Below are 10,735 nucleotides of genomic sequence, written 5' to 3' on the forward strand. Positions count from 1 at the left end.
AGGGGTTCGGCGGAGACCGGACGGTGCGCAGCAGCGGCCCTGGCGGAGTGGGGCTCGACGACTGAACCGCGCAGCGGGTCAGGAGCCGAAGGGGGCCATGTGTAATATTCCGGAGAATTTGCTGATCGGGTTTCACTGCCCGGGCCGGCCCGCAAACCCGGGCAAACGGAGCCTGCTGGCCTTCACACCCTGCAGATCAGCAAATGACAGGATTTCCGGCAGATACGGCGTTGTTTTTACCCTCACATAATTTACCCGTATGAGTCTGCTGTTGTTCCGGACTCCGGGCGTAGATGCAGCGCCGCACGCGCTGTCACTTCAGCCCGTCAGCCCGCAGGGATGACAGGGTTTTCAGCGCGCGAACAGGCGGAGCTGTAACCCCGCCCTGCTGTTACTGTTTGTCGCCCTGCCCGCCCTGAAGAATAAAATGACCGCATAAGTACACGGAACACTGGCGGGTTGCGGATTCACACAATTCTTCCACCACTTTTGCGGTAGTAACCGGGCTGAGTCCCAAATCACGTCGTCTGGTGTTGATCAGGGCTTTGTACTGCCGCAGGATATTGCGTGTTTCGGCTGATAATTGCATTACGTCTCTCCTCTTCTTTCAGGTTACCGGGCGGCAGCGCCGCCCGCGGTCATTCAGTCCAGGGCACGCCAGATGGTTGCGCTTTCCGGGTGAGTGTCAGCAAACGCCATCAGTTGATCATGGCGGCGGCAAAAGTGGCGACACAGTTCTTCGTGGTCATGGTTGCTGTGGTGCCAGCTCCGGTGATTAAGAACCAGCGCAGTGAGGATGATCCCCGCCACTTCCCCGCTGACGGTCTGCTCAAACCAGTTTTCCGCATTGCAAAACGTCAGGCTCTCCATGTCGGGCGCCATAAATCCGCCCCCGTCCGGCAGACGGTAAAACTGCCAGAATCCCCCCACATAGTCGGGACAATAGCGTCTGGCATAGGCATAGATGGATGCCTCGGACGTTATAAAATCGCCGCCAAACACATCCGGTAAGAAAGTCAGACGCTGCGCGCCCTCAAGACGAACGGCATCACAACGAGTCAGGGTCTGGTTCATACATCCTCCACGGTTAACATATTCTCGGTTCCGGCATCGCCGTGACGACACAGAAGACCGGCGAAAAGCGGAGGACGCAGGGGCGACGCCGCAAGCCGCAGCGCAAAGCCTTCACGGGCTGAATGCACCGTGAAGGGTGCGAACGGGTGAGGACGGCGGCGAAGCGAACCCTTGTGGCCGATGCGGCCGGGCTACAGTGAAGTCACGGCGCATGCCGCCACCGCACGGTATGTCAGAGGAGTTTTACTGCCCCGACGCGGCCCGGCGGGCTGCGGCGGATAAAAGCGGAAGGCACTGACATCCTTTTTCGCAGTGGATGGCCACTGGCAAGCCGGGGGCATTCCCCCGGCTCGCTATCAGGCAGCAAGCGCCTCTTTCAGCCGGTACACGTCGTTTCTCGCCTCCTGTACGGCCTGCGGCTCGGGCCGGCCCGCCTCCCATGCCTGACCCGCCCGGTGCTCCAGCTCACACTCATAGTCCTGCAACACGCGTGTGAGCAGGGCCGCCGGCACGCTTACCTGCCGGTTTGCTTCTTCCCGGTGTTGCGTCAGCATGTCATTCACGCTGACCTGTGTGACGCCCTTAATCTGGTACACAGCCATATGCGTGTCACCGATCGCTTTCATTATCCTGCGTGCCTCCTCTTCAGTCGGGAACTGGTTGTGTTTCCGGCACGCCGCTAATACCGCGTCCGTTGTCCAGACCAGCAGGGTCAGCGGTTCACAGGCAGTGAACATGTTTTCAAGCTTCACACAAAGTTCTTCACGGGTTCCGTACATGTTTTTACTCTCTTATCGGGTTAACAGGCCGGGCATCGCCCGGCAGGGTCAGTCAGTCCTGAAAGGTTTCGTCCAGCACCAGGGCTTCGCGGTACGCTTCCAGTAAAAGGGTGTTTATCCGGCGCAGGGTCTGCGCGGCCATACGTTCAGCCAGCGTGGCCGCATCGTGCCTGTGCTGAGATTCGAGGCGGTTCAGCAGCATCCGCACATCACACATGGCATTGCTGAGGGTGGCGACGTCCGTGCGCAGATCCTCAAGTCCCGCATAGTTCATGCTGCCTCCGGATAGTCGGGATAAAAGGCCCCATCATTTGCGGCCGGCATTCTTCTCGACCTTTCAACCTGCGCCAGGCGACGAACGCCGGCGGCGTGATACTCTTCAAGCATCTCGATCCCGATATAGCGCCGGCTGGTTTCGGCGGCCGCCACGCAGGTGGAGCCGGAACCGGCGAACGGATCCAGAATAATGGCGCCCGGTCGGGTCAGGGATTCAATAAGCGGGCGCAGGCTCTGCACCGGCTTTTCAGTCGGGTGGTGACGGTTGCCCGTATATTTCCAGGGGATCACATCCGGGATGGGACGGTCCGGCGTCTGTGGCCGGCCCTTCGCCAGCAGGTAGGCACTTTCGTGGGCATAGCCGACAAATGTTGATTTCGACGTATACGATTTTGCAAAAACGATATGCCCCACAATCCGGAAGCCAGCCGTTTTCCAGGCATTAAGAAACAAATCTGCCCGGTTCCAGGCGTAGAAGCTCACCATCAGGCTGTCGTTTTTCAGGACGCGATACATCTCATGACAGGCCGGTTGCAGCCATTCCGGCGTGTTGTCGCCGGCAAGGGTACGCCCGGTGCGATCCTTATAGCCGACCAGGTACGGCGGATCGGTCAGAATAAAATCCACTGCACGCGACGGAAAACGGGACATGACCTGCACGCAGTCACCCAGGATAAAACGGGACATGGCACTCTCCTCTCTGATATACGGCACCCTGTTGCGCCGTGCCGCCACAAAAACCCGGCGTAAAGCGGAGGGCGCAGGGGCGATGCCACAGGCCGCAGCGCAAGCCTTTCACGGGCTGAATGCACCGTGAAAGGTGCGAACGGGTGAGGACAGAGACGAAGTGAACCCTTGCGACCGTAGCGGCCGGGTTAGCGTGAAGGCACGGCGTTGAATATGCCGCCGGCAGGCGGCCATAAGGCGGAGGGAACCGACATCCTTCGGTACCGGTTCTGATAGCTTATGAGTCCAACAGGGGGATATTCAGTGATGGCAGATTCGTGCCTTTTTCTGGCATGTTTGCCTTCGATTTCAGGACACCCGCCTCCCCGGAGGGTGTCCTTCTTTTTCGTCAGCGCCCCTTCACCCTGTCAATGGCAAACTGCAGCGTGTCCCAGTTAAATCCGATTCCGGCATCGTGGCTGTGGTCGCAGATACGCATGGCTTCTGCAATTTCCTCTTCAGACAGACTTTCATCGAGCGTCAGAAAATCGTCTGCAAGCCAGAATGTCCCCATACACAGCGCATCCTGCGGATACTGCTGTAGTCTGGCGATGAGCGCCGCCACCGTCATATCATCGTGGCAGGCAGGTAGCGACGGCAGCACGCGATCGGCGATGTCGTTCCAGCACCAGTCATCGCCCTCCGGCATAGGTTCATGCAGGGTCTGTGATTCCACGCCCGGGAGCCGGGAAAGCTGCTCCTTAATCTCGCCCATGCAGAGTCGCTCACTACTGGCATCCTCGCTCCCCAGATAATGGTTGTTGATATATACGGCAAACTCGCCATTAATGAGTTCAATACAAGTCAGTCTGAACATAGTTGTGTCCTCAGCATCCGGCACCCTGTTGCGCCGTGCCGCCACAAAAACCCGGCGTAAAGCGGAGGGCGCAGGGGCGATGCCACAGGCCGCAGCGCAAGCCTTTCACGGGCTGAATGCACCGTGAAAGGTGCGAACGGGTGAGGACAGAGACGAAGTGAACCCTTGCGACCGTAGCGGCCGGGTTAGCGTGAAGGCACGGCGTTGAACACGCCGCTGGCAGACAGCAGGAAGGCGGAGGAGACCGGCATCCTTTATTTGGTCACAGTCTGCTATGTGCCAATAGCGGACGTTGTTAAGCTCATGCAGTATGGATTCACGAAGAACAGACGTTATATTTTGTCCTGATTGACACGGGATGAAAGCTCCTGATGGCTCTCTTTTCGCTCGCTGTAACGATCCGCAAGATAACCGGTTTGTCCCTTAAGCAGCAGTGTGATTTTAAACAGCTCCTCGGCTACATCGACGATGCGGTCGTACCATGACGAAGGTTTCATTCGGCCGTTTTCGTCGAACTCTTGCCATGCCCTGGCTACGGAAGACTGGTTGGGTATCGTAAACATCCGCATCCAGCGGCCCAGAATACGCATCTGGTTCACTGCATTGAAGGACTGGGAACCACCGCAGACCTGCATTACCGCAAGTGTTTTGCCCTGCGAAGGACGAACCGCGCCTTCACTTAAGGGTATCCAGTCAATCTGCGCCTTCATAACTGCGCTCATAGCCCCGTGCCGTTCCGGAGAACTCCACACCATCCCGTCACACCATCTGACCAGACCGCGCAGCTCGGTGACTTTAGGGTGCGTGTCCGGCGCATCATCCGGCAGGGGTAAACCGGAGGGGTTAAAGCGTTTTACCTCCGCGCCCATCGCCGTCAGCAGGCGACCAGCTTCTTCCGCGGCAAAACGGCTGTAGGAGCGCTCTCTTACTGAGCCATACAGAATCAGAATCCGTGGTGGCTCCTGCAGGTGCAGACGTTCAGCGATGTGTTGATCAAAGCATTCGGTGTTCAGGGCAGGAAATTTTTCCATTTTTCTCCTCCGGACAGACCAGATGATTTCAAAGTTAATACATATGATTTACCATATGTATATTCTAAAGGGAATGGAGTGACAAATGCTACAACCTGTTCAGCTTTTCAAAATCCTGTCGGATAAAACACGGCTCACCATCGTCATGCTTCTCCGGGAGTCCGGTGAACTGTGCGTCTGCGATATCTGCGCGGCCACCTCTGAATCACAGCCAAAAATCTCGCGACATATGGCTATCCTTCGTGAGGCCGGGCTGGTACTTGACCGTCGTGAAGGCAAATGGATCCACTATCGTCTGTCACCCCACATACCAGCGTGGGCAGCTGAGACAATCACAACGTCCTGGCAGTGTATGCGGGAGGATGTGCGTGAATGGCTGGATAAATCAGCCTGCACCTCCTGCTGAGGCAGGAAGATATTTACATAATCATATATGATGGAGTCTGAGATGCTTCTGGCAGGGAGTATATTTTTACTGACGCTGGTACTGGTGATCTGGCAACCCAGAGGCCTGAGTATTGGCTGGAGCGCGAGTATCGGGGCAGTGCTGGCGCTGGGAACCGGTGTCATCCATGTCGCTGATATTCCCGTTGTCTGGAATATCGTCTGGAACGCGACAACGGCATTTATTGCGGTCATCATCATCAGCCTGCTGCTCGATGAGTCCGGCTTCTTTGAATGGGCCGCACTGCACGTCTCCCGCTGGGGTAACGGACGTGGCCGCCTGCTGTTCACCTGGATAGTCTTGCTCGGTGCCGCTGTTGCTGCGTTGTTTGCCAATGACGGCGCCGCGCTGATCCTGACGCCGATTGTGATTGCGATGCTGCTCGCACTGGGGTTCAGCCAGGGCACGACACTGGCCTTTGTCATGGCTGCAGGGTTTATTGCAGATACGGCCAGCCTGCCGCTCATTGTTTCTAACCTGGTTAATATCGTCTCGGCGGACTTCTTCGGTCTGGGCTTTACGCAGTATGCTTCCGTTATGATCCCCGTGGATGCGGCAGCGATTGCGGCCACGCTGACCATGCTGCATTTCTTCTTCCGCAGGGATATTCCGGCAACGTATGACGTTTCGCTGCTGAAGAAACCAGCCAGTGCGATCAAGGATCCGGCAACCTTCAGGGCGGGCTGGATTGTCCTGTTATTGCTGCTTGTCGGTTTCTTTGTTCTGGAGCCGCTGGGGAGCCCGGTCAGTGCGATAGCGGCGGCTGGCGCAGCAGTGCTGTTTGTGGTGGCGAAAAGAGGCCATGCCATCAACACCGGGAAAGTCCTGCGCGGTGCGCCATGGCAGATCGTTATTTTCTCGCTGGGCATGTACCTCGTGGTCTATGGCCTGCGCAATGCAGGGCTCACGGAGTACCTGTCTGGTGTGCTGAATCAGCTGGCAGACAAGGGGTTATGGGCAGCGACGTTCGGCACCGGCTTCCTGACGGCATTTCTCTCATCAGTGATGAACAATATGCCGACGGTGCTGATTGGTGCGCTGTCGATTGACGGGAGTGCGGCGACTGGCGTCGTCAAAGAGGCAATGATTTATGCCAATGTGATTGGCTGCGATTTAGGCCCGAAAATCACCCCGATAGGCAGTCTGGCAACCCTGCTGTGGCTGCATGTGCTTGCCCGGAAAAATATGACGATCACCTGGGGATATTACTTCCGGACCGGCATTGTCATGACTGTGCCGGTGCTGTTTGTCACTCTGGCCGCTCTGGCGTGGCGGCTCTCTGTCACTTTGTAATGAGATACTGATATGAGCAACATTACCATCTATCACAACCCGGCCTGTGGCACCTCACGCAACACGCTGGAGATGATCCGTAACAGCGGCAACGAACCGACGATAATTCATTATCTCGATACGCCACCCACCCGTGATGAGCTGATTAAACTTATTTCAGATATGGGAATTACGGTGCGTGCATTACTGCGTAAGAATGTTGAGCCTTATGAACACCTGGGTCTTGATGAAGAGAAATTTAGTGATGAGCAGTTGATTGATTTCATGCTTCAACATCCGATCCTGATTAATCGGCCGGTTGTCGTTACGCCGCTTGGCACTCGTCTTTGCCGCCCTTCAGAAATAGTGCTGGATATTCTACCGGAAGGCCAGAAAGGAGCGTTTACCAAAGAGGATGGCGAGAAGGTCATTGACGAAACGGGGAAGCGGATTAAGTAATCTGCCCACTTCAAAATATCGGACGCCTGTTTACGCTATGCGGGCATCCGATTTTCGCTCATATGGGACAACCATAATCACATCTCCTAACCCAAAGGAGAATGAGCATGACAACATCCCCCTGGAACAAAGGCCGTATTATTGGCCAGAAACGGCCTCTTCAGATCTCTCATATCTGGGGAATCCGTATCAGACTTGAGATGGAAGGAAAAGTACGCGATTTAGCTCTGTTTAACATGGCTCTGGACAGTAAACTTCGGGGCTGTGATCTGGTTAAGCTAAAAGTTTCTGATGTGGCCTATGGGCACTCTGTTTCGGGCAGAGCGACAGTGCTGCAGCAAAAAACGGGAAGCCCCGTTCAGTTTGAACTGACTAAGGGAACCAGAGAGGCTGTAGCAGCATGGATCAAAATGGCTCATCTACGTAGTAGCGACTATCTGTTCCAGTCCCGCGTCGGTTCTTCACGACATATCTCAACCAGGCAATATAACCGTATTTTTCATGGATGGATTGATAAGCTAGGTCTCGACGAGACTCTGTACAGTACGCATTCTATGCGAAGAACCAAGCCATATCTGATCTATAAAAAAACGAAGAATCTTCGAGTGATCCAGCTATTGTTAGGTCACAAAAAACTTGAAAGTACAGTCCTTTATCTCGGTATTGAAGTGGATGATGCCCTGGAGATATCTGAGTCTATTGAAGTTTAATTTGTGAGGGCTGCAACAGCAGCCCTTTGCCAGAAGCGGAATTTTATTACATCTCTATTGAATTTGTTAATGCTGAGCAGGTCAATACATGCAGGAAGTTCCGGCTGTTTCTTTGAAGTTAACGAACCAAGTAGAGTAAGCGTCGACGCGGAAATCGTCTTTGGAAAAAGCTAAGGCATTGACCAGAATTTTTTGATCAATACATAAAGTTAGGGCGGTTTCGAATGTGTGGTTGTATTCTTTACGAATTGCTCCTGCGGCAAGGTTTCTGGGCGGCGATGAACCAAATACGAACATTAGAAAAGAAAAGACGATATTTACCGTTACTATTTCCCTTCATTTTCAAAGCACAGTAAATCAAAAATTAATTCCATATTGTTACTTTTTAGAATGTCAACATCTTTATATATTTTTTCAGACGCCCCTCCTTCATCTTCCCATTCGTTAATGGAATACTGCCATTCTTCTTGCATCAACCTGACATCTGCGGTTGGGATCTCTAAATAAGTTAGCATAGTCTACTCCGGCATCCTATCTTTATGAGGTTTTAATAGTATAGGGTACCCTACACTGTAACGCCGATTAGGTTTGCATATACTCATTAAATATATAAAAAGCACTGTAAGAAAATAATAATCTAAGTCGTGTTATTTAGCTGCAACTTTTTATTTTCCTAAGGGTGTTGACTATACTTAAATAAATAATTTCAAACCGGAGAGTGCCATGTTTAACCATTCACCTGAAAAGTCTGAAAATGAATTTAAGGAAACAGTAAAAGAATACGCTACTAAAACCGATGATGCGTTACGTAGTGGGGCTAACAGCATGAAGAATAAAGTTGAGTCATATCCTGCGACAAGTATTCTCATAGCAGTCGGTATAGGCTTCGCTTTAGGTTTTATCTCAGGAAGAAGATGATTATCTTCGAGATGAAATTTAACTGTATCTCCTTACTTCATGAGTGCATTATTTAACAAAAATAAGATAAGTATTGAAAATATTATAGTCATTAAAGAAATCACCAATTTGTAAAAAGTGAAATCCTCCTTAAAAGAAGCACCGAACTCGGAAAGGAAGTAACTAACCATTATAGTTGCCAGACATATTGCTGGACTAAATATATAACAATCTTTCAATAATTCTTACAAAACAAGAAGCATAAAACATCCAGAGAAAAATCCTCTGCTGCATCGCTTGATGCTTATGAATATGATGCCGATGCCTCCCGGTAAGCCTTTGGGTATCCCTATGACCCGCTGCTTCGTTCGTGCATGATGAACATTCCATTAGAAAATTCATCAGGTTAATTTGCCCTGCCGCTCAGAAGGATTCATCATAAGAGGCAAAATAGCATGAAGGGAGGTAGAGGGCCATCTGTATTTTGTCAATGCACATAGTGTGACCTCCTGATTTGACAGCGATTTTTAAAAGAATGTGTTGAAAAAAAAGCCTGCGGTTAGCAGGCTATAAAGTTTTTTTACTTATTTTTTTTGTTTGTATCTTATAAATAGGGTAGGTACGCAATTAAACATGAAGCAGAGAAGGTAATGAAACTGCTATAAATATTTCCTGGCAGCATCGAGTATCTCCTGCGACGTTAACTGCCTGTCAGAAGCCACGTAAACAACACCATGATCGCCGGTTAATGAAGGAAAGCCAGCGGACATAATCCGAAGATGTGCTTCATCACCGTTCGGATATTCTCGTCTGATAGAGGATATACCCTCCAGAACGGTCATGACTTTACAGGGTTCGGCATTAAAGAAAACAAGAATTTTTATCATATGCCACCATGAATCTGTTAATCTTTTCTCTCAGTGATGTTTACTGGTAGATGCCACTAAGGTAAAAATAAAGACGTGATGCTTTCGGAGGCAGCCTCGCCCCTTACGCACTTTATTATTTAACAAGCAGTTAGCTTCTGTTTTGAAATTTTTATGCAGCAGTCCTGCACCTCATCAAATCGGTCAACACATTCATACATATGCAAAAATATGCTGACCTGATATTAGGATTAAACGGCTTTTATCACATTTAATTTATGGGTATGTCTACTCAGGAATAATCCTTGATCGTTGTCGCAGATCCACAAACATTTATTTATCGCAAAGTATTACGTTTGCAGCAGCAGGACCTTTGTCACCGCTGTGAATGGCGAATTCAACTTTCTGTCCTTCAAATAAAGTTTTAAAGTTGTCGCCGCTAAGCGCAGAAAAATGGACAAAGATATCTTTACTGCCATCAAGAGGAGAGATGAAGCCAAAACCTTTGTCTCCGTTAAACCATTTTACCAGGCCTTTAATTCTTGAGGTCATACTGACTCCCGTTATAAATGATTGTATTGATAGCAAACATATCGTATTAAACGTTTGGACTCAAAAGGAGGGGATATCAGAGATAGCGCCTGGTAATGAGGACTTCCCGAAAAATGTTAAACGTTCGTTTTTACATCGAACTGATGGGATTCATTAAGGCACGGTAAATAATAATAAGCAAATTATATTTTAGCCGTCCAGAGATCCTGCAAGGAAAACAAAAGTGGCAGCGTGCTATTTTCAATGTATACTATTTACGTGTTTTCAATAAGGAATTGACTTGTCCCATAAAATGACCGGAATTGTCAAAAGTTTTGACATTCTCAGCGGTAAAGGCCTCATCATCCCCTCTGATGGCCGAAAAGACGTCCTGCTTCACATTTCAGCCGTTAACTCCCGCGAATCAGAATTACTCATCCCAGGAAGCCGCATAGAATTTTGCCGGATCAACGGTAACAGGGGGCCTGTGGCTGCGAACATTTATCTTTCCTGAATTTCTGTGCCTCAAAATATATAGATTAAAACTTAACCATATGTGATACGGTGAAGCTCATTCATTGAAAGGTTAATGGTCATGTCTGTTATCAATTACGCAATGAAACTCTTCAGCAGTGCGTCTACTGCCACTGCTGCCTGTCCTGTTTGTGGCTTAAAATCAGCACAGCCGTTGTCAAAAATCCGACTCAACCAAGCCATGCTTTGCCCCGGATGTAAAGCTCTGTTTATCTCCCGACGCTAGCTCGACCACAACCGCAGATCAGAGCCCATGTCCTATACTTATGTTAGATTCCGGCAGCTGTTAAATCCCTGATGCCTGACGCCCATCCTGAG

18 protein-coding genes are annotated in these 10,735 nt (G+C 50.8%); 8 read left to right on the forward strand and 10 right to left on the reverse strand.

Annotated elements, in window-relative coordinates; genetic code table 11:
* Window positions 1-391: 391 nt before the first annotated feature.
* From V7Q49_RS18460 to V7Q49_RS18480, 5 genes are all read right to left on the reverse strand, one after another.
* The gene (locus tag V7Q49_RS18460) at window positions 392-589 is read right to left on the reverse strand and encodes a hypothetical protein (RefSeq protein WP_148569895.1); all 198 of its coding nucleotides are present in this window, start codon (window positions 587-589) and stop codon (window positions 392-394) included.
* Window positions 590-642: 53 nt separating this feature from the next.
* Window positions 643-1,074: an antirestriction protein gene (locus V7Q49_RS18465; protein WP_234115809.1), complete on the reverse strand. Its 432-nt coding sequence runs from the start codon at window positions 1,072-1,074 to the stop codon at window positions 643-645.
* Between the two features lie 356 nt (window positions 1,075-1,430).
* The gene (locus tag V7Q49_RS18470; protein WP_234115808.1) at window positions 1,431-1,853 is read right to left on the reverse strand and encodes a DUF1380 family protein; all 423 of its coding nucleotides are present in this window, start codon (window positions 1,851-1,853) and stop codon (window positions 1,431-1,433) included.
* Window positions 1,854-1,905: 52 nt separating this feature from the next.
* Complete coding sequence (locus tag V7Q49_RS18475; protein ID WP_148569892.1) at window positions 1,906-2,127, reverse strand: hypothetical protein; 222 nt, start codon at window positions 2,125-2,127, stop codon at window positions 1,906-1,908.
* A complete protein-coding gene (locus V7Q49_RS18480) occupies window positions 2,124-2,816 on the reverse strand; it encodes a DNA methylase (protein WP_333854243.1) in 693 nt (230 codons plus the stop codon). Before V7Q49_RS18480 ends, V7Q49_RS18475 begins: the two co-directional genes overlap by 4 nt.
* Here V7Q49_RS18480 and V7Q49_RS18485 point away from each other — a divergent pair.
* Entirely contained in the window at window positions 2,815-2,946 is a 132-nt protein-coding gene (locus V7Q49_RS18485) for a hypothetical protein (RefSeq protein WP_262364825.1), read from the forward strand. The genes V7Q49_RS18480 and V7Q49_RS18485 overlap by 2 nt on opposite strands.
* A gap of 258 nt (window positions 2,947-3,204) precedes the next feature.
* On the opposite strand, the gene V7Q49_RS18490 is transcribed toward V7Q49_RS18485, so the two are convergent.
* Window positions 3,205-3,672 (reverse strand): hypothetical protein, encoded by a 468-nt coding sequence (locus V7Q49_RS18490; RefSeq protein ID WP_333854245.1) that lies wholly within the window; start codon window positions 3,670-3,672, stop codon window positions 3,205-3,207.
* A 332-nt stretch (window positions 3,673-4,004) separates the two neighbouring features.
* Window positions 4,005-4,703, reverse strand: a complete 699-nt coding sequence (arsH, locus tag V7Q49_RS18495; RefSeq protein ID WP_333854246.1) for an arsenical resistance protein ArsH — start codon at window positions 4,701-4,703, stop codon at window positions 4,005-4,007.
* Between the two features lie 85 nt (window positions 4,704-4,788).
* Between arsH and V7Q49_RS18500 the strand changes: the two genes are divergently transcribed.
* The 4 genes from V7Q49_RS18500 (at window position 4,789) to V7Q49_RS18515 (ending at window position 7,589) form a co-directional block, all read left to right on the forward strand.
* Window positions 4,789-5,109 (forward strand): transcriptional regulator, encoded by a 321-nt coding sequence (locus tag V7Q49_RS18500; RefSeq protein ID WP_023479906.1) that lies wholly within the window; start codon window positions 4,789-4,791, stop codon window positions 5,107-5,109.
* A 42-nt stretch (window positions 5,110-5,151) separates the two neighbouring features.
* Entirely contained in the window at window positions 5,152-6,441 is a 1,290-nt protein-coding gene (locus V7Q49_RS18505; RefSeq protein WP_333854252.1) for an arsenic transporter, read from the forward strand.
* Between the two features lie 12 nt (window positions 6,442-6,453).
* Window positions 6,454-6,879: a glutaredoxin-dependent arsenate reductase gene (gene arsC / locus V7Q49_RS18510; RefSeq protein ID WP_023479704.1), complete on the forward strand. Its 426-nt coding sequence runs from the start codon at window positions 6,454-6,456 to the stop codon at window positions 6,877-6,879.
* A 107-nt stretch (window positions 6,880-6,986) separates the two neighbouring features.
* Window positions 6,987-7,589 carry a site-specific integrase gene (locus V7Q49_RS18515; protein ID WP_023479883.1) on the forward strand — a complete coding sequence of 201 codons (603 nt, stop codon included), beginning with the start codon at window positions 6,987-6,989 and terminating at the stop codon, window positions 7,587-7,589.
* A 326-nt stretch (window positions 7,590-7,915) separates the two neighbouring features.
* Here V7Q49_RS18515 and V7Q49_RS18520 read toward each other — a convergent pair whose 3' ends face one another.
* The gene (locus V7Q49_RS18520) at window positions 7,916-8,104 is read right to left on the reverse strand and encodes a hypothetical protein (RefSeq protein WP_023479866.1); all 189 of its coding nucleotides are present in this window, start codon (window positions 8,102-8,104) and stop codon (window positions 7,916-7,918) included.
* Window positions 8,105-8,312: 208 nt separating this feature from the next.
* Here V7Q49_RS18520 and V7Q49_RS18525 point away from each other — a divergent pair, with 208 nt between their 5' ends.
* On the forward strand, window positions 8,313-8,507 hold the full coding sequence (locus V7Q49_RS18525) for a hypothetical protein (RefSeq protein WP_023479757.1): 195 nt from the start codon (window positions 8,313-8,315) through the stop codon (window positions 8,505-8,507).
* A 638-nt stretch (window positions 8,508-9,145) separates the two neighbouring features.
* On the opposite strand, the gene V7Q49_RS18530 is transcribed toward V7Q49_RS18525, so the two are convergent.
* Window positions 9,146-9,373 (reverse strand): hypothetical protein, encoded by a 228-nt coding sequence (locus V7Q49_RS18530; RefSeq protein ID WP_106995986.1) that lies wholly within the window; start codon window positions 9,371-9,373, stop codon window positions 9,146-9,148.
* A gap of 312 nt (window positions 9,374-9,685) precedes the next feature.
* Window positions 9,686-9,904 (reverse strand): cold shock domain-containing protein, encoded by a 219-nt coding sequence (locus tag V7Q49_RS18535; RefSeq protein ID WP_106995985.1) that lies wholly within the window; start codon window positions 9,902-9,904, stop codon window positions 9,686-9,688.
* Between the two features lie 280 nt (window positions 9,905-10,184).
* On the opposite strand from V7Q49_RS18535, the gene cspF reads away from it, so the two are divergent.
* Window positions 10,185-10,397, forward strand: a complete 213-nt coding sequence (gene cspF / locus V7Q49_RS18540) for a cold shock-like protein CspF (RefSeq protein ID WP_106995984.1) — start codon at window positions 10,185-10,187, stop codon at window positions 10,395-10,397.
* Between the two features lie 81 nt (window positions 10,398-10,478).
* Window positions 10,479-10,643 carry a YnfU family zinc-binding protein gene (locus tag V7Q49_RS18545; RefSeq protein WP_217266360.1) on the forward strand — a complete coding sequence of 55 codons (165 nt, stop codon included), beginning with the start codon at window positions 10,479-10,481 and terminating at the stop codon, window positions 10,641-10,643.
* Window positions 10,644-10,735 lie beyond the last annotated feature (92 nt).

It is taken from the genome of Leclercia sp. (genome assembly GCF_036780805.1).
In the GTDB taxonomy this organism is placed as follows: Bacteria; Pseudomonadota; Gammaproteobacteria; order Enterobacterales; family Enterobacteriaceae; genus Enterobacter.